Below are 23,344 nucleotides of genomic sequence, written 5' to 3' on the forward strand. Positions count from 1 at the left end.
GCCAGTTTAGCGAGACAGCGCTCACTGCGATGGCCCTGCACGGCACTTGTGCGACACCCCAGCGGCACCATGCTTACGCTTTGGTGGTGGGGCGCGCCTTGTGCAGCTTTTGCGGCTTGCGCAGAAACGCCAGCAGTCGGCGCTCCGCCGCGCTCAAGCCCCGTGGCGATGTGGTGCCGCCAATGTGATTCCACACCGCCTGCAGGCCGGGCCCCGCGTCAGATGCCAATCGTGTGCCCAGCTCCAACACAGCCGGGTGCACGTACGACTTCTTGCACACGGCGGGCGTGTTGCCCAGCTGGCGCGCCACCTCGGCCAGGATGGCCTTGGCGTTGTAGCGCACGTTTTTATCGGCGGCGGTGGCTACTGGTTGCGTACAGGCCAGGCGCGTCAGCTCCAGCGCCTGCGTGGTGCCGTGCCAGGTGCGAAAGTCCTTGGCAGTGAAATGATCACCTTCTGAGTCTGCCGCGCCGTGCGTGATCTCGCGCAGATAGTCGTTCACGTCGCCCGAGCCTACGGTGCGCAAACTACCGTCTTCGTCCTCGTATTGAAAGAGTTCCTGCCCCGGAAGTTGTTGGCAGCGTCGCACCACGCGGGCCACGCGCGGGTCGTCCAGCTCGACCTCGTGCAACACGCCGCTCTTGCCGCGAAATCGCAGCTTGAGCTGACTGCCCTTGAGTTGCACATGCCGCGTGCGCAGCGTGGTCAGGCCATACGAGCGGTTGGTGGCGGCGTATTCCTCATTGCCCACGCGCAGGTAGGTGGTGTCCAGCAGGCGCACCAGCGTGGCCAGCACCAGCGTGCGAGTCAGAGGCTGGCCGTTGCGGTGCGCTGCAAGGTCGCGCGCCACGCGGCTGCGCAGGCGCGGGAGCACGCGGCCAAACGCCTGCATGTGTTCGAACTTGCCCTCGTCGCGCTGCGCGCGCCACTGCGGGTGGTAACGGTATTGGCGCCGTCCGCGCGCGTCCAGCCCCGTGGCCTGCAGGTGCCCGTGGGGCAGGGGGCAAATCCACACGTCGGTATAAGCCGGTGGGATAGCCAGGCGTTTGATGCGGGCGACCTCGTCCGGGTCTTGCAGCCACTGGCCATCGGGCAAACGGTAGCGGAAAGCCTTGGCACCGCTGCGCACGCGGGTGACGCCGGGCATGGCGGGTGTGACGTACACCAGGCCTCCGGGGAGCTTCTGGGGGCGGCTGGTGGGCCGGGGTGGTGATGGTGCGCGGGGTGATGGGGGCAGGGCGGGCATCAGGGCGAACAGGTGAAAGTGGCCAGGGTGTGGCCCCGATCACACCCGTGCCCGGGCGGAGGTGGTGTAGGTGCGCTGCGTGCGTTGGGGTGAGACAGGGGCTGAATAGGCGGCCCGCCACACCACTATTTCGTGGTTAAAATGGTCCCTGCGCATATTGGATAAGCGTCAATAGCTATTAAAAATGCAGCAATCTGCCCATCGGCTCAGGCTCACTCGGCCGCCGTCGGGTCCAGCGCAAAACCCACGCCGTACACCGAACGAATCCAGTCGCTGCCATCCGCGCTGGCGGCCTTGAGTTTTTTGCGCAGATTCTTGATATGGCTGTCGATCGCGCGCTCGTTCACATCGAGGGTGTCTTCATAGGCCTGGTCCAGCAGCTGCGCGCGCGAGAAGATGCGCCCCTGCTGGCGTGCCAGCACTTGCAGCAGGCGGAACTCGCGCCGCGTCAGACCCAGCGGCGTGCCGTGCAACGTGGCCTGCCAGTGCGACTCGTCCAGCATCAGCGCTGCCACCGTAGTGGTGGCTGCCGGTGGCTCCTGCGCGGCGGCGGTGCGGCGCAGCACGGCCTTGACACGGGCCACCACCTCGCGCGGCGAAAACGGCTTGCAGATGTAGTCGTCCGCGCCAGCGCCAGCTCCAGGCCGATGAGGCGGTCTACCTCTTCGACGCGGGCGGTCAGCATGATGATGGGGTGCTGGGTGTGGCGGCGCGCCTGGCGCAGGATTTCAAGCCCATCCAGCCCGGGCAGCATGATGTCCAGCAGCGTGAGGTCCGGCGGCGCGGCCAGCATGCTGGCGAGCGCCGCGCGGCCCTCGGCCTGGTGTTCTACGGTGTAGCCTGCGTGGCGCAGGTAGTCCACCACGATGGCGGCGATGTCGGGTTCGTCTTCGATGACGAGGATGCGGTGGCTCATGAGGGGTTGTCCAGCAGTGGCAGTTGCAGCGTGATGCGCAGGCCGCCCAGGGGTGAGGTGTCGGCCGTCAGCGTGCCGCCGTGCGCGAGCACGATGGCGCGGCAGATCGCCAGGCCCAGGCCAGAGCCGCCATGGTCGCGGTTGCGCGAGGTTTCTGCGCGGTACAGGCGGTCAAAGATGCGTGGCAGCTCGTGCGCGGGCACGCCGGGCGCGCTGTCGTCCAGCTGCACCTGCAGTTGGGCGGCTCCATCGGCCGGTGGCAACAGGCGTGCCGAGAGGCGCAGCAGGCCGCCTGCGTCGGTGTAACGCAGGCTGTTTTCCAGCAAGTTCAAGAACACCTGGTGCAGTTGCTGCGCATCGCCCCGCACCAGGGGTGCGGGCTGCGCCGGAACCTGCGCGGTCAGGGCGTCCAGGCCGGTGGTGTCCACATCGATGCCCGCCTGCGCCAAGCGCGGGCGCATGGATGCGAGCGCCTCGTTCAGCAGCGACAGCGGGTGCACGGGCACCTGGGCCGAGGGCGCGCTGGTGCCCGCCGCGTCCAAGCTGGCGCGCAGGTCGCCCACCAGCTGGATCAGGCGCATCACCTGCCGGTGCAGGCGCAGCGCGGTCTTGTCGTCAAACGGGCGGATGCCGTCCTGCACGGCCTCGATTTCGGCGCGCATGGCGGCCAGGGGGGTGCGCAGCTCGTGGGCTACGTCGCCCAGCCACTGGCGGCGGCTGGCCTCGATGCTGCTCAGTTGTTCGGCCATGGTGTTGAAGGTGCGTGCCAGCTGGGCCAGTTCGTCGTTGCCGTGCACGGGCACGCGGGTGTGCAGGTGGCCCTGCGCAATGCCGCGCGCGCCGGTGGCCAGCGCCTCGACGGGGGCCAGCCAGCGCCGTGCAAGCCAGCCCGACAGCAGCAGTGCCAGTGCCAGCCCGGCCAGGCCTGTCCATGCCACAAAGCCCAGGTGTTGCGCCAGAAAGGCCTGGTCGGCTTCGCTGCGCACACCCTGCGGAGGTGCCAGCACCAGCTGGCCGATGGTCTTGCCGTCGGCTCCGGTCAGTGCCAGGCGCGCGCCACCCGGCTGGGGCGCCGTGCCAGCCACCAGGTGTTGCTGTGCGTCCACCAGACCCAGGCGGGGAAACAGGTCGTCGGGGTTGCGTTGTGGGCCACCCGCGCCGCGCTCGCCCGGGGGCGGGCTGCCATCGGGGGGTGGTGGTGGGGGCTGCTGCATGCTGCGGTCCGCTGCCGGGTTGCCGTTCGCCAGTTCGGGGGGCATGCCGGGCGAACCGCTTCGGTCGGTGGGCGGGGTGCCTTCTGCGCCTTGGGTGTTTGATCGGCGCAGGCCGCTGCCAGGGTGGCTGAGCTGGCCCCAGAGGCGGGGCTGGTTGCGCAGGGTCTCCCAACCGCCCGTCTGCGTGTGGTGGGCCTGCAGGCGCTCGGCCAGCCAGTCCATGCGGGCCAGTTCAATCTCTGCCACATACGGCCCCAGGCCCCGCTGCAAGCCCAGCCGCGAAAAGCCTGCAAAGATCAGCAACAAGGCCACCAGCAGGGCGGCCAGGGCGATGAAGGCTTTGCGGTGCAGGGTCAGGTGGGGCATCGATGGGGCAGCAGGAGTCGTCAGCGGGCAGGGGGCGGGCCGCCTGCACCGCCGGGGCCGCCAGGCCCGCCTGCGGGCATGGCCACCAGGGTGCCACCCATTGTGCGGCATGTGCCTGCGAGCGATTTGCCGTCGGGCATGGTCAGCGTCACGCTGGCGCCTTCGGTCTTGCCCTTGCAGGCGGCATAGGCTTCGGGCGGCGGAGCGGGCGGCTCTTGCCGGCCCTGCGATTGCGCCAGCACGGGGGCGGCCGATGTGGCTGCCAGTACGGTCGCGAGGGTCATGCGGGCCAGCAGGTGGAGGCGAAGAGAGTGCAAAGTCATGGTTTTTTCCGTCGGTGTAATGGAGAAAAGCGTTCAACGAGTGGATTCGCCGCCAGAAACCGGCGCGGCCCAGGCCAGTGCACCCGTAGAACCGGCTTTGGCGGGTCACCGGGTGCGTTCCCCTCTGAGGGGGGGCGCCGAAGGCGACTCAAGGGGAGCTTTCAGTCAAGCCGCAATCGAGATCGTGATGCTGGCCGAGTACCCGCCGCCGCTGTTGGCCTGCATCGAGGTCATCTCCAGCGTGGTGCCATCGCTGAAGACGTTGTCGGTGGCAAAGGTGATGGAAGCCAGGTTGCGCACGCTGGCGCTGTAGCCGGAATTGGCGCTGTAGATGCTGCTGAGCAGCTCGGTGGGGAAGGCCAGCTGCGTGGTCTTGACCTTGTTGCGCGCATTGTTGGCCGACGCGAGTGTGGGGTAGATCTCCAGGTGCATGTGCGGCATGCGGCCCGCATAACAGCCGGGCACGACGGTGGTGAAGGTCACGGTGCCGCTGGCATCCGTGGCCTGCACGCCGCGCAGGTAGTTGTCGGCAATGTTGTTCGAGCTGTAGACCGAGTAGTTGCCGTCCTGCGTGCAGTGCCACAGGTAGATGGCGTAGCCTGATAGCGCTGCGCAGCTGGCGCTGGTGTTCGTCAGCGTGATGGTGATGGTCAGCGGCACGCCACTGACCTGCGTGGACGAGCCGATGGAGCTGCGGATGTCCGAGCGCACGATGCCGCTGAGCGCCAGCACGTTGTAGGTGTTGTTGCTGGCCGTGGAGCCATCGGCGGGGTAGGGGCCTGCGGTTTCTTCGGGGACAACCGAGCAGGTGGTTGTGGTGCCTGTACCCGTTCCGGTACCTGTGCCGGTGGTGTCGGTCGTGTCCGTGGTTTCGGTGTCTCCGCCCCCGCAGCCGAACAAGGTGGCCACGCCCAGGGAACCCAGGGCGTTCAGGGCAAAACGGCGGTTGGTGGGTGCCTGCGTGGCGGTGGCGAGGGGGGCGACGATGGCTTGGGCGGCGGTGCTGCGGTCCATGGATTTCTCCTGCAAGTGGGTATGGCCTGCACTGTGCCGCCCGATTGGGGAGAAATTTGGGAGCAGATATCGATCTAATTTGCTACATTTTTTGTAGCTATAAATCAATGCCAGTTAAGCGATAGAACTATTTTCCACTCAAGAATAAGCAAAGAGGCCGCAATGGGCGGCCTCTTTCGGGTGCGGAGGGGGGAGGGCGGCCGTCAGTGGCGCGCGGGCGGTGTGGAATGCGCCATCAGGCGGTCTGTCAGGGCAATGGCCAGCGCGCTGAGCAGGAACACCACATGGATGATGGTCTGCCACATCAGCACCTTGATGTCGTAGTTGGCGGCGTTGATGAAGGTCTTGAGCAGGTGGATCGAGCTGATGCCGATGATGGCGGTGGCCAGCTTGACCTTGAGCACCGAGGCGTTCACATGGCTCAGCCACTCGGGCTGGTCGGGGTGGTCTTCCAGGTGCAGGCGCGAGACGAAGGTTTCATAGCCCCCCACGATCACCATGATCAGCAGGTTGGAGATCATCACCACGTCGATCAGCGCCAGCACCACCAGCATGATGATGGTTTCGTTGAGCGAGGTCACCTCGAAGTCGCTCTTGTAGCCAATGCTGGAGACCAGGCTCTTGAGCGCGGTGGTGTTGCCAAAAGCGGCCTCGATCAGATGCACCAGCTCCACCCAGAAGTGGAAGACGTACACCGCCTGGGCCAGGATCAGGCCCAGGTACAGGGGCAGCTGCAGCCACCGGCTGGCAAAAATCAGCGAGGGCAGGGGACGCATGGGCGCGGGGGGGACGGGTTTTTTCGGGAGGGACATGAAATGAAGGGTGGATCTTGGGTCGCGCGATTTTAGGGGTGCCGCGTGACACCCCTCATCCGCAAGCGCTCTTCCGCCCGGTTGCAGGTGGCCTATTCTGTAAGCTTCGTGCCAGTCAGTGGCTTGTAAGTGCCACGGCCGACAGTACCGCCCAATTCCAATTCCATCAGACCCAGGAGACAACACCATGAGTGCGCCCACATCCGCCATCGAGTCCGTACTGGTTGAGAACCGCGTGTTCCCGCCCTCCGATGCGATCGTCAAAGCCGCGCGCGTGTCAGGCATGGCGGGCTACGACGCGCTGTGTGCCGAAGCCGACAAGGACTTCGAGGGCTTCTGGGCGCGCCTGGCGCGCGAGAACGTGCAGTGGTCCAAGCCGTTCACGCGCACGCTGGATGAATCCAACGCACCGTTCTACCAGTGGTTTGCCGACGGCGAACTCAATGCCTCGGCCAACTGCCTGGACCGCCACATCGGCACGCCCACCGAGAACAAGACCGCCATCCTCTTTGAGGCCGACGATGGCGCGGTCACCAAGATCACCTACAAAGAGTTGCTGGCCCGTGTGAGCCAGTTTGCCAACGCCCTCAAGGCCCATGGCGTGAACAAGGGCGACCGGGTGCTGATCTACATGCCCATGACCATCGAAGGTGTGGTGGCGATGCAGGCCTGTGCCCGCATTGGCGCCACGCACAGCGTGGTGTTTGGCGGCTTCAGCGCCAAGGCGGTGCACGAGCGCATCATTGACGCGGGTGCCGTGGCCGTGATCACCGCCAACTACCAGATGCGGGGCGGCAAAGAGCTGCCGCTCAAGGCCATCATCGACGAAGCCCTGGCCATGGGCGGCTGCGACACCCTCCGCAATGTGTTTGTCTACCAGCGCACGGCCACGGCCTGCAACATGGTGGCCGGGCGCGACAAGACCTTTGCCGAAGCACTGGCTGGACAAAGCACCGAATGCCCCCCCGTGGCCGTTGGCGCCGAGCACCCGCTGTTCATCCTCTACACCAGCGGCTCTACCGGCAAGCCCAAAGGCGTGCAGCACAGCACCGGCGGCTACCTGCTGTGGGCCAAGATGACCATGGACTGGACGTTCGACCTGCGCGCTGACGATGTGTTCTGGTGCACGGCCGACATCGGCTGGATCACGGGCCACACCTACGTCGCCTATGGCCCGCTGGCAGCAGGCGCCACGCAGATCATCTTTGAAGGCATTCCCACCTTCCCGAATGCCGGCCGCTTCTGGCAGATGATCGAGCGCCACAAGTGCACCATCTTCTACACAGCACCTACGGCCATTCGTTCGCTCATCAAGGCTGCGGAAGCTGACGAGGCGGTACACCCTGCACGCTCGGACCTGTCGAGCCTGCGCATCCTGGGCAGCGTGGGCGAGCCCATCAACCCCGAAGCCTGGATGTGGTATCACAAGAACGTGGGCGGCGAGCGTTGCCCCATCGTGGACACTTTCTGGCAGACCGAAACGGGCGGCCATGTCATCACGCCGCTGCCCGGCGCCACGCCGCTGGTGCCCGGCAGCTGCACGCTGCCCCTGCCCGGCATTACCGCTGCCATCGTGGACGAAATGGGCAACGATGTGCCCAACGGCTCGGGCGGTATCCTCGTCATCAAGCGCCCCTGGCCCAGCATGATCCGCACCATCTGGAACGACCCCGAGCGTTTCAAGAAGAGCTACTTCCCCGAAGAGCTCAAGGGCTACTACCTGGCGGGGGATGGGGCGGTGCGCAGCGCCGATCGGGGCTACTTCCGCATCACTGGCCGTATCGATGACGTGCTGAACGTCTCGGGGCACCGCATGGGCACGATGGAGATCGAATCGGCCCTGGTCTCCAAGACCGACCTCGTCGCCGAGGCCGCTGTGGTGGGCCGCCCCGATGATGTGACTGGCGAGGCCATCTGCGCCTTCGTTGTGCTCAAGCGTTCCCGCCCCACGGGCGAAGAAGCCAAGCAGATTGCCAACGAACTGCGCAACTGGGTTGCCAAGGAAATCGGCCCCATCGCCAAGCCCAAGGACATCCGCTTTGGCGATAACCTGCCCAAGACCCGCAGCGGCAAGATCATGCGTCGGTTGCTGCGCAGCATCGCGAAGGGCGAGGCCATCACGCAGGACACCAGCACGTTGGAAAACCCCGCAATCCTGGATCAGTTGGCTCAGACCAACTGATCCAGAAGGCGCCGTGTAACGGCGCCAGCGCGCAGCGCTTGCGGGGTTTGGGGGCACTCATATCGCGTAGCGATGTGACGTGCCCACAAAATCGGATGGTGCTCCACTGCGGGTGATCAAAGCCCAGACCAACTGATCCAGAAGGCGCCGAAAGGCGCCAGCGCAGCGCTTGCCGGATTCAGGGGCACTCTCATCGCGTAGCGATGTGACATGGCCACACAATCCAGTCGCTGGTCCACCGCGCTTGCGGGGCTCCCTAGGGCTCCGCTCCTCCCTGGTCCTCTCTGTAGGACACCGCCTGAAATCTCCCGCCTGCGGTCGGTGACGGCCCGTGCATGCGTTACAACGGCGCATGGCGCTTGCGGATCTTCGCCTGGGCGCTGCATACAGGAGGTTTTCATGCATCTGCGTTCCATCGTTCTTTGGGTGACGGTTTTAGCCATTGCTGCACTCGCCGCCCTCAATTGGCCCGCTCTGGCCGCACCGTCCCTGGTGTCCCTCGGCATTGTGGTCTTTGAGGCTCCGCTGGGGCTCATCATGTTGGGCCTTACGGGCTTGCTGGGCATCTTTTTTATCGTCTATGTCTTGTCGCTCCAAGGTTCGGTATTGATGGAGACGCGACGTCATACCAAGGAAATGCAGGTCCAGCGCGAACTGGCGGACAAGGCGGAAGCCTCGCGTTTTACGGAGTTGCGGGCTTTTCTCGATGCTCAGCACCAGCAGGCGCACGCCACTGTGTTGGCGCGGCTGGATGAACTGGAAGCGCACCTGGCAGCGCGTGCCACCGAGTCCGACAACTCCACAGCAGCGTATGTGGGGCAGCTTGAGCACCAGCTGCGAACGCGCGGGCTGGAGGCGGTGCCGGTCGTTTCTCGGGTGTGATCAGAGGGGCTCGCAGCTTTTTGTTGCTGTGTCCTGCAATTTGCCCGCGCCCTGAAAAGCAAAACAGGTTCTAGAAACTATAAAGGCCGCGTCACAGTGCGTGGCGCGGCCTTTCACCAAGGGGCTATGCCGCCCCCGGGGTGAGGTTGAGGCGATTTACTTCTGCGTCAGCACCCACGCAGCCAGCTTCTTGGCTTCTGCATCGTTGACCTGTGCGTTGGCAGGCATCGGAACTGGACCCCACACTCCCGCGCCGCCCTTGACGATCTTGGCGGCCAGCTTGTCCACGGCATCTTTCTGACCGGAGTATTTGGCAGCCACATCCTTGTACGAAGGGCCCACCAGCTTTTTGTCCACAGCGTGGCAAGCCATGCAGTTCTTCGAGGTTGCCAAGGCCAAGTCGGCCATGGCCGGTGCCGCAACCGACAGCGTCATGGCAAGGGTGATCAGGGTACGCTTCATGGTGGGAATTCCTGTGGTTGAGTTACAGTTCTTTAATGGAATTGTAGTGGCTTGGGTTGACAGGGATTTGTCCGGGGTCAACCGGGCGGTTTCGGCCTTTTCTGGAGATCGCGATGTACCTGCTGGGTCTTTCACTGTTGCTTCTGGCATTGAAGTATTTCGAGGTTGGACCCGTGGCCGCCTGGTCCTGGTGGTGGGTGCTGGCGCCTTTTGGTGCCACGGCCTTATGGTGGGCCTGGGCTGATTCCACGGGATATACGAAACGTAAAGCCATGGAAAAGATGGAGCAACGCAAGCAGGACCGGATCAACAAGAACAAGGAAGCCCTGGGCATGCGCCCGCGCAAACCTCGTTGACTCCAAGACTCTGCAGCCGCCGGTCGCCGCTCCGATCCTGGGGCGGGTATGGCAAGGTTGTGTTACAGAAAAGAGCCCATCATCGCTGCAAGTGGCAAGACGGCCATCATCACGGGTGTCACCGGGCAGGATGGCGCCTATCTGGCAGCGTTTCTGCTGAACAAGGGTTACCAGGTCATAGGCACCCATCGACGCACCAGCAGTGTGAATACCTGGCGCCTTCAGGAGCTGGGCGTGATGGACCATCCCCATTTGCTGCTGGTTGATTTTGATCTGACCGACCCCGGCTCTGCCATTGCACTTCTGCAAAAATTCCGTCCGGACGAGTTGTATAACCTGGCGGCACAGAGCTTTGTGGGAGCGAGTTTTGACGCTCCGACCACTACGGCGCTTGTCAATGGCCAAGGGGCATTGAATCTGCTGGAAGCTGTCCGGCTGGTGGATCCCCACATACGCTACTACCAGGCCAGTTCCTCAGAGATGTTCGGTGGGGTGGGTCAAACGCCGCAGTGCGAGTCCACCCCCTTTTGTCCGCGCAGCCCTTATGCGGTGTCCAAGCTGTTTGCCCACTGGATGACCATCAACTACCGGGAAGCTTATGGCATCTATGCCGTCAGCGGTATTCTGTTCAACCATGAAAGCCCCCTTCGGGGCAGTGAATTTGTGACACGCAAGATATCGAATGCAGTGGCCCGCATGGCCCATGGCGAAAGGGGCGTGCTCGAATTGGGCAACCTGGATGCGCGTCGCGACTGGGGTTTTGCGGCCGAGTACGTCGAAGGCATGTGGCAGATGATGCAGGCAGACAGGCCTGGTACCTACGTGCTGGCAACCGGCCGCCAGCAGACCGTGCGCGACTTTGTGCGTATGGCGTTCTCGATTACCGGCATATCCCTGGAGTTTGCGGGTGCCGCTGCTTCGGAAGTGGCCGTGGATGTGGGGACGGGGCGCGTTGTGGCGAGCGTGGATCCCGGTTTCTTTCGCCCTGCAGAGGTGGATATCCTGGTGGGCGACGCCTCCCGTGCCCGGGCCGAACTGGGTTGGGAGGCGCGCACCTCCGTAGAGCAGATCTGTCGAATGATGGTGGAAGCAGACTTGCGGCGCACTTATCCCGGGGCCCGATGATGGTGAACCACTACTGTGGGCCCTGCTGGCTGCTGTGTGAGGTGGCCCGATGAGGGTAGCTTTTGGCGTCAGCGTGCTGGCACGTACTGTCCAGCAGGGTGGTGTGGATGGCATTGGTACCTACACCCGGGAGCTGATGGCTGCCATGCCGCCGTCAGCGCAACTGCAGCCGTATCTGTTCGATGCTCCGGCGAGCCTCTGGCAGGGCGCGACACCTGCGATGTCCTTTGGACCTTTTGCGCGGCAGGCCCTGGCCGCAACGCTGCCGGGGGTGGACTTTGGCAGGGTGCGCCGCGCGCTCTGCGCGGGGATTGATGTCATCCATGCCACCGACCATCTGGTTCCGCGCTTGCGTGGAACGCCGGTGGTGGCGACGATTTTTGATGCGATCCCGCTCTCTCATCCCGAGTGGGTCCGATACCGGTTCAAGGGCCTGAAAAACGAATTGTGGCGGCGTACTGCGTTCTGGGCGCAGCAGGTCATCACGATTTCCAATTACTCCCGCCAGGAGATCGCTACGCACTTCCGCCTGCCCGAAGAGCGGATCACTGCCATTCCTCTGGGTGTAGGTTCGCAGTGGTTTGCACCGGTCGATGAATCTGTGGAAAAAGCCGTGCGGGATCGGCATGCATTGCCAGACCGCTATTTTGTGAGCGTCGGTACCCTGCAGCCGCGCAAGAACATCAGCCGCCTGCTTTTGGCCCACGCCAGCCTGCCCGAGCCTCTGCAGCGGGAGTTTCCGTTGGTGGTGGTCGGCAAACCGGGCTGGGGGTGCGAAGACGTTGTCGCCCAATTCACCGGGGGCGCGCTCAAACATGTCCGCTGGCTGCAGCATTTGCCGGATGCCGATCTTCAGGTGGTTATCAAGCGTGCAACGGCCCTGGTGTTCCCGTCGCTCCACGAGGGATTCGGACTGCCGGTTCTGGAAGCCTTTGCGGCGGGGGTACCGGTGGTGGCGTCCAACACGACCTCCATCCCGGAGGTTGCGGGGGATGCGGCCTTGCTGATTGATCCTCTGCGCATCGACGAACTTGCGGATGCGATGCGGCGAGTTGCCGAGAACTCAGAACTGGCGGGCCAACTGGTTGCGCGCGGGCGTGATCGCGTGCGCGCTTTCACCTGGCAAGCGTGCGCAGAAAAAACCCTGCGCGTCTACGAGTCGATGGCTTGATATTGCTGTGATGGCTCATTCAACCGCCAATCCCCCCGTGTCTGCGCGTCAGAGGCAAATTCAATTGTTGGGGCTTGACATCTGGAGCGCCATGGTGGCGTGGCGCTTCTGGTGTTTTATGGGCTGGAACGATGTCGCCAAGCAGTATCGGCGGACCTTTCTGGGGCCTGTCTGGATTACGCTGCACACGGCCATTTTCATCGTTGCTTTTGGCTTGATCGGTGCGCAGCTGTTCAAGTACCCGGCCGAGTGGTACCTGCCGTATTTTTGTGCCGGGCATGTGCTGTTCGGGTACTTCACTGCGCTGATCAACGAGGGCTGCTTGACCTATATCGGCTCGGACGCATTTTTGAAGCAGACGCCTTACCCCAAGATGGCGTTTGTGTTCCGCACTGTGTTTCGATGCTCCATCCTGATGCTGCACAGCGCGGTCATTGTGTTGGCCGTCTTGTGGTGGGCGGGACGGCTGGGGGCTGTGCAGTGGGGGGCGCTGCTTGGCGCCACCGCCCTGACTTTGCTGGCTGCCAGTTTTGTAGTTGCCATTCTGGGGGGCCTTGCGGCCCGCTTTCGTGACGTGACGGTGGCCCTGGGCAGCCTGATGCAGGTCAGTTTTTTTGTGACCCCCGTGCTCTGGGTGCCTGACCAGCTGACCGAACGTGCACAGTGGGTGGTACGCCTGAATCCATTGGCGCTTTTTCTGGACCTGACGCGCAGCCCCTTGATGGGAGAGGTCCCCAGCCTGCAGACCTGGGGTGCCGCAGTGGGGCTGGTCCTGCTGTTGGGTTTGATTTTCTTTTGGCAGTACGTCGCGATTCGGCGGCGGATTGTGTACTGGCTGTAGGCGCCGCCACCCTTCGGTATCCCAAGATGGCCCATATCCAGTTGTCCAACGTATCCATCGACTTTCCCGTGTTCACTACGCGGTCACGGGGCCTGCTCAATACGGTGCTGGGGCTTCCTATGCGTGACAAGGCCCGTGTGGAGGCCAGCGGTTTGCGGCAGGTCAGCGTGCATGCGTTGCGTGATGTGAGCCTGTTGCTGCGTCCGGGGGATCGGGTCGGCCTGATTGGTTCGAACGGCGCTGGCAAAACCACGCTGCTGCGCGTGCTCTCGGGCGTCTATGAGCCCATGCAAGGCGAGCTGTCCTTCAGTGGCCGGATTGCAGCGCTCACAGACATCATGCTGGGCATGGATGTCGATGCCACTGGGTACGACAACATCATCATGCGGGGCATTGTGTTGGGTCTGACACGCAAGCAGGCGATGGGCCTCATACCCTCGGTGGAGGCATTCACCCAGCTGGGCGAGCATCTTCAGTTGCCGGTCAGGACGTACTCACAGGGCATGCTGCTGCGCCTGGCGTTTGCGGTGTCCACGAGCGTGGTTCCCGATATTCTGCTCATGGACGAAATGATTGGTGCTGGTGATGCCAAGTTTTTCAGCCAGGCCAAGGAGCGCATCAACGGGCTGATCGAGCAGGTCTCCATTCTGGTGCTGGCATCCCATAACGAGGTCATTCTCAAGAGCTTTTGCAACCGCGCGCTGGTCCTCAAGGATGGACGCGTGGTGATGGATGGCAGTGTGGACGATGCCTTGGCGTTTCACAACGTCCAGCAAGGGGTTTCGCCGTGAGACTGGCATGCATCGGCCCCGCAGAGGTGTTAGATGCTATTGCATCCATGGGTCGAACCGAAGATGTGAGCTGGTCGCCCGACGGGCGCCGTGTGGCGCTGGCCGCCATCACGCTGAACAGGGTGCTGGTCGTCGGGGTGGACTGCCAGTTTGAAAACGGGAAGAAGGTGGTTTGCCTGACGGATGCCGTGGAGGTCGCGTCCACCAGCCTCAAGCGCCCCCATGGCCTGTGCTGGATCAGCAACAGCATCATCGCGGTCGCCAGCCGGGAGGGTGATGTATCGCTGTTCGACATTCCCCCGGCGGGTCGTCTGACCGCGTTGCACACGTTGGAGCCCCTGTCCGTGATCGGCAAGCAGGAGACGGAGCTCCTGAGTACCCCAGGAAGCCTGTGCGCACGGGATCTGGGCGCAGGCTTGCACGAGCTGTGGGTGTGCAACGGCTTTTCCCATTACGTGACCCATCACCTGCTGAACGCTGCTGCAGGTTTTTCCCATCTGGATGCGCAGCTTCTCATGCAGCACGGGCTGGAGGTTCCGGATGGTGTGGCGCTGGACCCCAATGCTGAATGGGTGGCGGTCAGCAACCACGACCGCCACATTGTCGCACTCTACCGCAACGATGAGTTTCTTGCGCCTGGCAACGCGCCTGCGGCACAACTGCGTGGCGTCAGCTACCCCCATGGGCTGTGTTTCCTGGCGGGCGGGCGCATTCTGCTGGTGGCGGATGCTGGCGCCCCCCATGTGGCCGTGTTTCACCGAGATCCTTCCGGGTGGTGCAGCCTGGCCGAGCCGAATGCCGTGTTCCGCGTGCTGGATGACGCTGTGTTTGAGCGGGGGCACCACAACCCGCGCGAGGGCGGCCCCAAGGGCATCGATGTGCATGAGCCCTGGGGCCTGATGGTGACCACCTGTGCAGAGCAGCCCCTGGCCTTTTTCGACATCCGCGACATCGCGGCCGGTGTGGAAGCCTCGGCGCCAGAAGATGCGGTGAACCCAGGCTCGCCCAGCGCCTCACCTGCAGACCGTACGCGGGTGACCGTGCTCCGGCTGGTGCGGGATGTAGCGGCCCGTGAGGCTGCCGTGACGGCGGCCGTGCGAAAGGAAGTGGGATTGATGCGCGCAAGCTGGTCCTGGCGTGTGACCGCACCGTTGAGAGCTTTGGCGGGCGGCTGGATCCGGTGGCGGTCGAGGCGGCGCGAGTTTTAAGGCGCAAGTCACGCGGGGGCACACAACGTGGATGCCATGGTCTTGGCAGCAAAAAAAAGCCCGCCGGGAGCGGCGGGCTTTTGCTTTTTGAAAGCGCTGAACGTCAATACGCGTCGAGTACCGCACCCTTGCTGGCGCTTGATGCATTGAACGCGAACTTGGCCTGCACCCCGCGCGTGTAACGCGGTGCGGGGGCCGTCCAGGTGGCGCGGCGCTTGGCGATCTCTTCTTCGCTCACGTTCAGCTCCAGCAGCAGTTGGCGTGCGTCGATGGTGATGCTGTCGCCTTCGTTCACGAAAGCGATGGTGCCACCGGCTGCCGCTTCGGGCGCCACGTGGCCGACCACCATGCCCCAGGTGCCGCCAGAGAAGCGGCCGTCGGTGATCAGGCCCACGCTTTCACCCAGGCCAGCACCAATCAGCGCGCCAGTGGGGGCCAGCATTTCGGGCATGCCGGGGCCGCCCTTGGGGCCCAGATAGCGCAGCACCATCACGTCCCCCGCCTTGATCTTGCCGGCCAGGATGGCTTCCAGCGCCGATTGTTCGTCGTCAAACACGCGGGCCGGTCCGGTGATCACGGGGTTCTTCAGGCCCGTGATCTTGGCCACAGCGCCCTCGGGGCTCAGGTTGCCTTTGAGGATGGCCAGGTGGCCTTGGGCGTACATCGGGTTGCTGATGGGGCGGATCACGTCCTGGTCGGCGCGCGGCTCGTCCGGCACATCCTTGAGCACTTCGGCAATCGTCTTGCCTTCGATGGTGATGCAGTCGCCATGCAGCAGGCCTGCGTTCAGCAAGATCTTCATGACCTGCGGGATGCCGCCAGCGCGGTGCAGGTCCACCGCCAGGTATTTGCCGCTGGGCTTGAGGTCGCACAGCACGGGGGTCTTCACGCGCACACGTTCGAAGTCGTCAATGGTCCATTCCACGCCTGCCGCGTGGGCAATGGCCAGGAAGTGCAGCACCGCGTTGGTGGAGCCGCCCGTGGCCATGATGACGGCCACGGCGTTCTCGATGGACTTCTTGGTCACGATGTCGCGCGGCTTCAGGTCCATCTTGATGGCCTCGATCAGCACCTTGGCCGATTCCTTGGCCGAGTTCATCTTTTCGTCGTGCGGGTTGGCCATGGTGGACGAGTAGGGCAGGCTGATGCCCAGGGCCTCGAACGCGCTGGACATCGTATTGGCGGTATACATGCCGCCGCAAGAGCCGGTTCCGGGGATGGCGCGCTTCTCGATTTCCTTCAGGTCAAAGTCGCTCATCTTGCCGGCGGCGTTCTCGCCGACGGCCTCAAACACGCTCACGATGTTCAGGTCCTGGCCCTTGTAGTGCCCTGGCAGGATGGTGCCGCCGTAGACATAGATGGCGGGCACGTTGGCGCGCAGCATGCCCATCAGGCCGCCGGGCATGTTTTTGTCACAGCCGCCTACCACCAGCACGCCGTCCATCCACTGGCCGCCCACGCAGGTCTCGATGCAGTCGCTGATGACTTCGCGGCTCACCAGGCTGTACTTCATGCCTTCGGTGCCCATGGCCATGCCGTCGCTGATGGTGGGCGTGCCGAACACCTGGGCGTTGCCGCCCGCTTCCTCAATGCCTGCAATGGCTGCGTCGGCCAGCTTCTGCAGGCCGCTGTTGCAGGGGGTGATGGTGCTGTGGCCATTGGCCACGCCCACCATGGGTTTCACGAAGTCGCCTTCTTCGTAGCCCATGGCGTAGTACATGGAGCGGTTGGGCGCGCGCGACTTGCCTTGGGTGATGTTGGCGCTGCGGCGGTTGATGGGCTGGATCGGGATGACTTTGTTGTCTGCCATGGTGTGTTTTCCTTCGTGGAGCGATTCTTGTGGGGGGAGAAACTTTTCGCAGCCGCGAGTATGCGGCGATTGGCGGGCGCCATCCAATCCATTTGTACAGGGCGATTAATATGTACAGCATATGAAAGAGCCATTCATTGATATGCGCTTGTGGCGGCAATTTGCCGCAGTAGCCCAGGAGCTGCACTTTGGCCGCGCGGCGCAGCGCCTGCACATGACACAACCGCCGCTCACCCAGGCCATTGCCGGGCTGGAGCGCACGTTGGGCCTTCAGCTGTTCGACCGCACCAAACGCAGCGTGCAGCTCACTCCGGCCGGGGCTGCCCTGTTGCCGCAGGTGCTGGATTTGATCGACCGCGCCCAGGCGCTTCCCGTACAGGCGCGCGCAGCGGCAGCGGGCGAGGTGGGGCGGCTGCGGCTGGCGTTTGTCTCGACCGTGGGTTTCGGGATGCTGCCGCAGTGGGTACGTGCCTTCCGGGCGCAGTGGCCCGGGGTGCGGCTTGAACTGATCGAGGCGACGGGCGACGTGCAACTGCAGGCGCTGGCGCGGGGGGAGATTGATGCCGGGCTGCTTTTGCACACGCCCGGCCAGGCGCCCCCGGCGCTGCAAAGCCTGTGCGTGGCGCAAGAGCCGCTGGTGCTGGCGCTGCCTGAACACCATCCGCTCGCGCGTCGGCCCACCGTGCGGTTCTCCGATTTGCTGCTGGAGCCCCTGGTGATTTTCCCCCGCCCCATCCTGCCATCGCTGTACGACGCCATCGTGGCGCTGTACCACGCAGCGGGGCAGGTGCCGCAGGTGGCCCAGGAGGCCATCCAGATGCAGACCATCGTCAACTTGGTGTCGGCCGACCTGGGGCTGGCCTGGGTGCCTGCCAGCGTGCAGCAGTTTCAGCGGCCGGGCGTTGTCTACCGGGAGCTGGGCGGCAAATCTCCCCTAGCGCCCGTGTGCGAAACCAGCCTGGTCTGGGGCGCTGCCGTGCCCCCCGCACTGGCCCGGTGGATCGATTTTGTGGCCCAGGAGGTGCAGGCCAGTGCCCTGAAAGGGTAGTGCTGCGCGTGCACAATCGCCCCCATGCTGACTTATCCCCACATCGACCCTGTCGCCCTGCAGATCGGACCGCTGGCCATCCACTGGTACGGCCTGACCTATCTTGCGGCCTTTGGCCTGTTCATGCTGCTGGGCATCCGGCGCCTTCGGCACGAGCCGTTTGCCTCCATCACCGGGCCTGGCGCTTGGTCGCGCAAGGATGTGGAAGACATCCTGTTCCTGGGGGTGGCGGGTGTGGTGGTCGGGGGTAGGTTGGGGTACTGCCTGTTCTATAAACCAGCGTACTACCTGAGTCACCCCCTGGAGATTTTTGCCGTGTGGCAAGGGGGCATGGCCTTTCACGGTGGCTTGTTGGGCGTGATCGTGGCCATGTTGTGGTTCGCACATTCGCGCAAGCGCCCCTGGCTGCAGGTGGCCGACTTTGTGGCGCCCTGCGTGCCCACGGGCTTGGCCGCAGGACGGGTGGGCAACTTCATCAACGGCGAACTGTGGGGCCGTTTTTCCAGCCCGGACCTGCCGTGGGGCATGGTGTTTGCGCACAGCGGATCGATGCAGCCGCGCCATCCGTCGCAGGTCTACCAGTTCCTCATGGAGGGCTTGCTGCTGTTCATCCTGCTGTGGCTGTACGCGCGCAAAGAACGCCGCCAGGGCCAGGTGGCCGCCGCTTTCCTGGTGGGGTACGGCTCCTTCCGCTTTATTGCCGAATACTTTCGCGAGCCCGATGCGTTCCTCGGCATCCTGTCCTTGGGCATGAGCATGGGCCAGTGGCTGTGCGTGCCGATGATCGCTGCGGGCGTGGGTCTGTGGGTGTGGGCACAGCGTCAGCCCGCAGTGGCGCAAAAAATCAGGTGAAATTGGCCTCTAGCGCTTAACTGATAAGCGCTACCAGCTATGAAAATAGTAGTACTTGCCGTTGCGAGGTAAGTGCTCTGCTGGTGGGTAGGGTGGGGCGATGTGTTGACCCGCCACCGCCGCGCTCCCCATGCGGCTTTTTACCGACATGAAACGGCCCTTGTGTTGCATCTCTGCACCATGGGTGCACCGTTTGTCGCCCCATCGGCACATTTCAGGGTTTTCCTCTTGTGATTTTGCGTAATTATGAGAAATTACGAACTATTCAGAGTGATGTTGACGTTTGGCGGCATTTGAAGCCGCGTTGGCAGCAAAAGATGCAGGCGTTTTGCCTGCGCACCCTGACACCCTGGAGTTTTCCCCGCACCATGCGCCCGGTTCCCAACTCACTGCACGACGAAGCCGCCTCGCGCTTGCGCGAGCAAATCTTCGCGGGCGCCTTGCCCCCCGGGAGTTTCCTGGACGAAGCGGCCTTGTGCGAGCGGCTCGCTATTTCGCGCACGCCGCTGCGCGAGGCGCTCAAGGTGCTGGTGGCGGAGGGCTTGCTGCGCCACGAACCGCGCCGCGGCTGCTTTGTGGCTGAGATCACCGAGCGCGACCTGGACGATCTTTTTCCCGTGATCGCGCTGCTGGAGGGTCGGGCGGCCCATGAGGCTACGCGCAAGGCGGTCGCGGCGGATGTTGCGGCGCTTGAGGTGTTGCACCAGCGGCTGCAGCAGTTTGCCGCTGAAGGCCTGATCGCCGACTACTACGAAGCCAACTACGCCATCCACGAGGCCTTCATCACACTGGCGGACAACCGCTGGCTGGCCCAGGTGATTGGCGACCTGCGAAAGATCCTGCGCCTGGCCCGGGCGCAAACGCTGCATGTGCCCGGCCGTCTGCAGCAAAGCCTGGCCGAGCACCTGGCGGTGTTCGCCGCGCTCAAGGCGCGCGACTGCGACGCCGCCGAAGAGGCCATGCGCAACCATCTGTTGCGCCAGCGCGATGCGCTGCGCGACGTAGCCCGCAACCAGCAATCGAGGCTCACCCCATGATCAACAGCACCCCCGAATGGATCACCCGCAGCGTGTCGCGCCTGCGCACGGCAGCGCCCGCCGCAGACAAGCCCGCTGAAAAGACCGGCGAGAAGGCAAGCGAGAAGGCAAGCGAGAAGGCGGCCGACAAACCGGCCCGCGCCGGGCTCGACAAATCGGTGACCGATGTGGTGGCCAAGGTCGCCGTACCGCGTTCCACCAACGAGCGGCTGCAGGCCACGCTGCGGCGCGGGCAGGAGGCTCTGTCGCCCCGCGCGCTGCGCCGCCTGCTGGCCGACCTGCAGGAGGTGGTGGCCCCGCAGGTGAGCGAGATCGAAGGTGGCCGCCGCGCCCAGGCCGTGGCCGAGTGGTATGCCAAGGCCGAGCCCGAAGAGCGCCGCGATATGTGGCTGCTGATGTGCGAGCAGTTCGCCCCCGACGCCACGCGCTTCAAGTCGGCCCGCCAGCGCTACGAAGCAGCGGCTGGCACGGCCGAAGAAGGCCAGGCCGAGATCAGCCTGCGCCGTGCACTGGTGTCGCCGCGCACGCGGCTGCTGCAGCGTTTTTCTGCTTTCCCTGAAGGCATGCGGTTCTTGCTGGACATGCGTGCCGAGCTGCTGCCCCTGCTCAAGTCCGACAAGCGCCTGTTGGCGCTGGATGCCGAGCTGGAGCACCTGTTCTCGACCTGGTTTGACGTGGCCTTTCTGGAGCTAAGACGCCTGTCGTGGGACTCGCCCGCCTCGCTGATCGAAAAGCTCATCAAGTACGAGGCCGTGCATGACATCCGCAGCTGGGCCGATCTGAAAAACCGGCTCGACAGCGACCGCCGCTGCTACGGCTTCTTTCACCCGCGTTTGCCCAACGAGCCTTTGATCTTTGTGGAGGTGGCGCTGGTGGACAAAATCTCGTCCAGCATCACGCCTTTGCTCGACGAAGCGGCGGCACCCGCTGACATCGGGCGGGCCACCACGGCGATTTTCTATTCGATCAGCAACACCCAGACCGGGCTGCGTGGTGTGAGCTTTGGCGATTCACTCATCAAGCATGTGGTGGAGACCCTCACGGCCGAATTTCCCCGGCTGCGCACCTTTGCGACGTTGTCGCCGATTCCGGGTTTCCGCGCTTGGCTGGGCAAGCATGCCGGTGCGATGCTGGAGCGCCTGGATGACAAGCGCCGCACCGAGCTGGGCCGGGCCGTGGGCTTTGAACCCCCGCAGGCCACCCATCTGCTGGCTGCGCTCGACAAGGCCACCGACCTGGACGCCCGATCACCGGTACGCCAGATGCTGATGGAATGCGCCGCACGCTATCTGGCCCGTGAGCTGCAGGACGGAAAGCCGGTGGACCCGGTGGCCCGCTTCCACCTGGGCAACGGAGCGCGGGTAGAACGCCTCAACTGGGCGGGAGACCCGTCCAGCAAAGGACTGAAACAATCGTACGGGTTGATGGTGAACTACCTGTACGACCTCAAGCGCATCGACAAGCACCGCAGCTTGCTCGCGCAAGGCAAGGTGCCGGTGTCGGGGGACATCGACAGCCTGTGCCGTGACTGACTGCAGGCCCCGGTGCCGCGCAATGCCATCATCGTCATCTTCGGCGCAGACAATGGCCGATGGACCCCCTCAGAGGGGAACCAGCCGATGGTGGCACGTGCCTGGCACGGTTTTGAACGGTGGGGCACCGTAGGCCTGCTTTCCTTTTTTACAACGACGACAGGAGACAAGGAATGAAAGACATGCGAATTCAGCGCCGCGAGGTGCTGCTGGGGGCTGCTGCCACAGGTTTGGGGCTGGCCACGGGCACGGTGCCTGCATGGGCCCAGGCATCGGCCTGGCCCACCAAACCGGTGAACCTGGTGGTGCCGTTCCCTGCGGGCGGCGGCACCGATGCCTTTGCGCGCCCCTTGGCAGCGCAGTTCTCCAAGGCCACCGGCAAAACGCTGGTGATCGACAACCGAGGGGGCGCGGGCGGCACCGTGGGGGCCAGCTTTGCCTCCAAGGCCGCACCAGACGGCTACACGCTCTTCATGGGGGCCGTGCACCATGCGATCGCCCCATCGATGTACCCCAAGCTCGACTACGACCTGGAGAAAGACTTCATTCCGCTGTTCTTGCTGGCCAACGTGCCCCAGGTGCTCGTGGTCAACCCCAAGGCCGTGCCGGTCAATAACTTCCAGCAGTTCATGGACTATGTGAAGCGCAACCCCGCCAAGCTCAACTACGGGTCTGCGGGCGCTGGCACGTCGCACCACCTGGCGGGCGAGCTGTTCAAGCAGCAGACGGGCACCTTCATCACCCACATCCCTTACCGCGGCGCAGGCCCCGCTCTGCAGGACTTGATCGGTGGGCAGGTGGACATGATGTTTGACGGGCTGGGTTCCTCGGCGTCCCACATCAAAGGTGGCCGTATCAAGGCACTCATGGTGTCGGGCCCCAAGCGCAATGCCGCGTTCCCAGACGTACCCTGCGCCGCCGAAGTTGGCCTGCCCGACTACACCGTCACCACCTGGTACGGCCTGTGGGCGCCCAAGGGCACGCCCGCCGATGTGCAGGCGCGCATCGTGGACGAGGTGCGCAAGCTGGGCAGCGCTGACGAACTCAAGACGATCTGGGCCAACAACGGCGCCGAATACGGCGGCCTCACCCAGCCGCAGTTTGCGGCCATGGTCAGCAGCGAGGTCAAGCGCTGGGCGGCGGTGGTGAAGGCCTCTGGCGCGAAGCTGGATTGACCCCCTGAGGCGCTTCGCGCCATCCCCCTGAAGGGGGACGCCACCCGTGGCCCGGCAAAGCCGGTTCCACGGTGGCACGGGCGGTGGCGCTGCGCCAGTTGTTGCGGGCAGGGGATTTTGCAATCGTGATGGGCAACGAATATGTCGGGTGAAGTGTTGATGGATGCGGGTGCGCAAGGTGTGATGCATGTCACCTTGCGCCATGCCGGGAGGCTGAACGCCATGTCGCGACCTATGTGGCGGCAGCTGCGTGCGGTGTTTGAAGACATCCAGCAGCGCAGCGATGTGCGCTGCGTGCTCATTGCGGGGGAGGGCGATGCCTTCTGTGCGGGCGGTGACATTTCGGAATACCCCGGCTTTCGGTTTGACGCCGCTGCCTTGCGGGACTTTCATGAGAACGACGTCTGGGGTGGGCTCAACGCCATGCTCCAGTGCGACGTGCCTGTGGTGGCGCAGATCCGTGGCGCCTGCATGGGTGCCGGGGTGGAGATTGCCAGCTGCTGCGACATCCGGGTGGCGGGCAGTGGTGCGCGTTTTGGCGCGCCGATTGCCAAGCTGGGTTTCCCGATGGCCCCGCGCGAGGCGCAGCTGGTGGCGGGTGCTGTGGGTGACGTGACCGCACGCCAGATGCTGCTGGAGGCCGCCACCTTCAGCGCCTCTGACATGATGGCGCGCGGCTTTCTGAGTCGTGTGGTGGCCGACGACATGGTGGCCACCGAGGCCCTGGGCAGCGCACTGCGCATCGCCGCACTGGCGCCGCAGGCCGCCCGCATGAACAAGCAGACATTTCTGGCATTAAAAATGCCTCTGGCGCTTGATGGTAAAGCGCAAGCAGCTATGAAAAATATAGTAAACGGGGCGCCTGACCCCTATGCCTACGCGGACAGCGCCGAGCACCGCGAAGGCATCACCGCGTTCCTAGAAAAACGCGCGCCGTTGTTTTGACGGGCCCCGCCCGCCTTGTTGATCCAAACCTCTAAA

General features: G+C 64.1%; 21 protein-coding genes and 1 pseudogene. 14 read left to right on the forward strand and 8 right to left on the reverse strand.

All coding sequences use genetic code 11. The features are described 5' to 3' along the window. Positions 1–73: 73 nt before the first annotated feature. The 6 genes and pseudogenes from EXV95_RS01085 to EXV95_RS01110 all read right to left on the reverse strand — a co-directional run bounded on the left by EXV95_RS01085 (position 74) and on the right by EXV95_RS01110 (position 5,855). Positions 74–1,246 (reverse strand): DNA topoisomerase IB, encoded by a 1,173-nt coding sequence (locus tag EXV95_RS01085; protein WP_176885478.1) that lies wholly within the window; start codon positions 1,244–1,246, stop codon positions 74–76. Positions 1,247–1,458: 212 nt separating this feature from the next. Further along, positions 1,459–2,162: pseudogene (locus EXV95_RS01090) on the reverse strand (response regulator). Then, a complete protein-coding gene (locus tag EXV95_RS01095; protein WP_176885480.1) occupies positions 2,159–3,742 on the reverse strand; it encodes an ATP-binding protein in 1,584 nt (527 codons plus the stop codon). The pseudogene EXV95_RS01090 and the gene EXV95_RS01095 overlap by 4 nt, the downstream one beginning before the upstream one ends. 20 nt (positions 3,743–3,762) lie before the next feature. Beyond that, a complete protein-coding gene (locus tag EXV95_RS01100) occupies positions 3,763–4,065 on the reverse strand; it encodes a hypothetical protein (RefSeq protein WP_233559342.1) in 303 nt (100 codons plus the stop codon). A gap of 165 nt (positions 4,066–4,230) precedes the next feature. After that, positions 4,231–5,079: an intradiol ring-cleavage dioxygenase gene (locus tag EXV95_RS01105; RefSeq protein ID WP_176885482.1), complete on the reverse strand. Its 849-nt coding sequence runs from the start codon at positions 5,077–5,079 to the stop codon at positions 4,231–4,233. A gap of 203 nt (positions 5,080–5,282) precedes the next feature. Then, positions 5,283–5,855, reverse strand: coding sequence for a TIGR00645 family protein (locus EXV95_RS01110; RefSeq protein ID WP_218135473.1), 573 nt, complete (start codon positions 5,853–5,855; stop codon positions 5,283–5,285). A 223-nt stretch (positions 5,856–6,078) separates the two neighbouring features. Between EXV95_RS01110 and acs the strand changes: the two genes are divergently transcribed. Together acs and EXV95_RS01120 are read left to right on the forward strand one after the other, a co-directional pair. Then, positions 6,079–8,073: an acetate--CoA ligase gene (acs, locus tag EXV95_RS01115; protein WP_176885483.1), complete on the forward strand. Its 1,995-nt coding sequence runs from the start codon at positions 6,079–6,081 to the stop codon at positions 8,071–8,073. Between the two features lie 399 nt (positions 8,074–8,472). After that, a complete protein-coding gene (locus EXV95_RS01120; RefSeq protein ID WP_055400488.1) occupies positions 8,473–8,955 on the forward strand; it encodes a hypothetical protein in 483 nt (160 codons plus the stop codon). A 156-nt stretch (positions 8,956–9,111) separates the two neighbouring features. On the opposite strand, the gene EXV95_RS01125 is transcribed toward EXV95_RS01120, so the two are convergent. Continuing rightward, complete coding sequence (locus EXV95_RS01125) at positions 9,112–9,417, reverse strand: c-type cytochrome (protein ID WP_055400490.1); 306 nt, start codon at positions 9,415–9,417, stop codon at positions 9,112–9,114. 113 nt (positions 9,418–9,530) lie between these two features. On the opposite strand from EXV95_RS01125, the gene EXV95_RS01130 reads away from it, so the two are divergent. The 6 genes from EXV95_RS01130 to EXV95_RS01155 all read left to right on the forward strand — a co-directional run bounded on the left by EXV95_RS01130 (position 9,531) and on the right by EXV95_RS01155 (position 14,909). After that, positions 9,531–9,773, forward strand: coding sequence for a TIGR04438 family Trp-rich protein (locus EXV95_RS01130; RefSeq protein ID WP_055400492.1), 243 nt, complete (start codon positions 9,531–9,533; stop codon positions 9,771–9,773). Positions 9,774–9,821: 48 nt separating this feature from the next. After that, positions 9,822–10,898, forward strand: a complete 1,077-nt coding sequence (gmd, locus tag EXV95_RS01135) for a GDP-mannose 4,6-dehydratase (RefSeq protein ID WP_176885484.1) — start codon at positions 9,822–9,824, stop codon at positions 10,896–10,898. A gap of 49 nt (positions 10,899–10,947) precedes the next feature. Beyond that, positions 10,948–12,069, forward strand: coding sequence for a glycosyltransferase family 1 protein (locus EXV95_RS01140; RefSeq protein WP_176885486.1), 1,122 nt, complete (start codon positions 10,948–10,950; stop codon positions 12,067–12,069). 67 nt (positions 12,070–12,136) lie between these two features. Then, positions 12,137–12,910: an ABC transporter permease gene (locus tag EXV95_RS01145; protein WP_176885487.1), complete on the forward strand. Its 774-nt coding sequence runs from the start codon at positions 12,137–12,139 to the stop codon at positions 12,908–12,910. Positions 12,911–12,936: 26 nt separating this feature from the next. Beyond that, the gene (locus EXV95_RS01150; RefSeq protein WP_176885489.1) at positions 12,937–13,701 is read left to right on the forward strand and encodes an ABC transporter ATP-binding protein; all 765 of its coding nucleotides are present in this window, start codon (positions 12,937–12,939) and stop codon (positions 13,699–13,701) included. A gap of 47 nt (positions 13,702–13,748) precedes the next feature. Next, positions 13,749–14,909 carry a YncE family protein gene (locus tag EXV95_RS01155; RefSeq protein WP_176885490.1) on the forward strand — a complete coding sequence of 387 codons (1,161 nt, stop codon included), beginning with the start codon at positions 13,749–13,751 and terminating at the stop codon, positions 14,907–14,909. A gap of 103 nt (positions 14,910–15,012) precedes the next feature. Here EXV95_RS01155 and ilvD read toward each other — a convergent pair whose 3' ends face one another. Beyond that, on the reverse strand, positions 15,013–16,719 hold the full coding sequence (gene ilvD, locus EXV95_RS01160; protein WP_176885492.1) for a dihydroxy-acid dehydratase: 1,707 nt from the start codon (positions 16,717–16,719) through the stop codon (positions 15,013–15,015). 121 nt (positions 16,720–16,840) lie between these two features. Here ilvD and EXV95_RS01165 point away from each other — a divergent pair, with 121 nt between their 5' ends. From EXV95_RS01165 to EXV95_RS01190, 6 genes are all read left to right on the forward strand, one after another. After that, positions 16,841–17,767, forward strand: coding sequence for a LysR family transcriptional regulator (locus EXV95_RS01165; RefSeq protein ID WP_176885494.1), 927 nt, complete (start codon positions 16,841–16,843; stop codon positions 17,765–17,767). Positions 17,768–17,791: 24 nt separating this feature from the next. Then, positions 17,792–18,619: a prolipoprotein diacylglyceryl transferase gene (gene lgt / locus EXV95_RS01170; protein ID WP_176885496.1), complete on the forward strand. Its 828-nt coding sequence runs from the start codon at positions 17,792–17,794 to the stop codon at positions 18,617–18,619. A gap of 368 nt (positions 18,620–18,987) precedes the next feature. Next, positions 18,988–19,656, forward strand: coding sequence for a GntR family transcriptional regulator (locus tag EXV95_RS01175; protein ID WP_121422656.1), 669 nt, complete (start codon positions 18,988–18,990; stop codon positions 19,654–19,656). Continuing rightward, positions 19,653–21,188, forward strand: a complete 1,536-nt coding sequence (locus EXV95_RS01180; RefSeq protein WP_255484874.1) for a malonyl-CoA decarboxylase — start codon at positions 19,653–19,655, stop codon at positions 21,186–21,188. The genes EXV95_RS01175 and EXV95_RS01180 overlap by 4 nt, the downstream gene beginning before the upstream one ends. A 173-nt stretch (positions 21,189–21,361) precedes the next feature. Continuing rightward, positions 21,362–22,363, forward strand: a complete 1,002-nt coding sequence (locus tag EXV95_RS01185; RefSeq protein WP_176885497.1) for a tripartite tricarboxylate transporter substrate binding protein — start codon at positions 21,362–21,364, stop codon at positions 22,361–22,363. A 141-nt stretch (positions 22,364–22,504) separates the two neighbouring features. Beyond that, positions 22,505–23,308 (forward strand): enoyl-CoA hydratase/isomerase family protein, encoded by an 804-nt coding sequence (locus EXV95_RS01190; RefSeq protein ID WP_176885499.1) that lies wholly within the window; start codon positions 22,505–22,507, stop codon positions 23,306–23,308. Positions 23,309–23,344 lie beyond the last annotated feature (36 nt).

It is taken from the genome of Acidovorax sp. JMULE5 (assembly GCF_013376875.1).
GTDB classification, from domain to species: domain Bacteria; phylum Pseudomonadota; class Gammaproteobacteria; order Burkholderiales; family Burkholderiaceae_C; genus Acidovorax; species Acidovorax facilis.